Genomic DNA, 939 nt, shown 5'->3' on the forward strand with positions numbered 1-939 from the left:
AGGCTCCCACCTATCCTGTACAGACCGTACCAAAGTTCAATATCAAGCTACAGTAAAGCTCCATGGGGTCTTTCCGTCACGTCGCGGGTAACCTGCATCTTCACAGGTACTAAAATTTCACCGGATCTCTCGTTGAGACAGCGCCCAAGTCGTTACGCCATTCGTGCGGGTCAGAATTTACCTGACAAGGAATTTCGCTACCTTAGGACCGTTATAGTTACGGCCGCCGTTTACTGGGGCTTCAATTCATAGCTTCGGGTTGCCCCTAACCACTCCTCTTAACCTTCCAGCACCGGGCAGGCGTCAGCCCGTATACTTCGCCTTGCGGCTTCGCACAGACCTGTGTTTTTGCTAAACAGTCGCTTGGGCCTCTTCACTGCGGCCCCCTCGTGCTATTCACACTACCGGGGCACCCCTTCTCCCGAAGTTACGGGGTCATTTTGCCGAGTTCCTTAACGAGAGTTCTTCCGCGCGCCTTAGAATTCTCATCTCGCCCACCTGTGTCGGTTTACGGTACGGGCACCTTCTCCTGGCTAGAGGCTTTTCTTGGCAGCGTGAGATCATGACCTTCGGTACTGCAATTTTCCCTCCCCATCACAGCTCAAGGTTATAGTGTGCGGATTTGCCTACACACACCCCTCACTGCTTGGACGAGCATCCATCAGCTCGCGTCACTACCCTCCTGCGTCACCCCATCGCTCATAACGGATTACGGTGGTACAGGAATTTCAACCTGTTGTCCATCCACTACGCCTTTCGGCCTCGCGTTAGGTCCCGACTTACCCTGGGCGGACGAACCTACCCCAGGAACCCTTAGGCTTTCGGCGGACAGGATTCTCACCTGTCTTTTCGTTACTCATACCGGCATTCTCACTTGAATGCAGTCCACCGTTCCTTCCGGTACGACTTCAACCCGCATTCAACGCTCCCCTACCCAAG

General features: G+C 54.2%; 1 rRNA gene. It reads right to left on the reverse strand.

Annotated elements, in window-relative coordinates:
• Positions 1-939, reverse strand: a 23S ribosomal RNA gene (locus ACFPOF_RS10670); the annotation flags it as partial.

This window comes from Cohnella soli (assembly GCF_042655525.1).
In the GTDB taxonomy this organism is placed as follows: Bacteria; Bacillota; Bacilli; order Paenibacillales; family Paenibacillaceae; genus Cohnella; species Cohnella soli.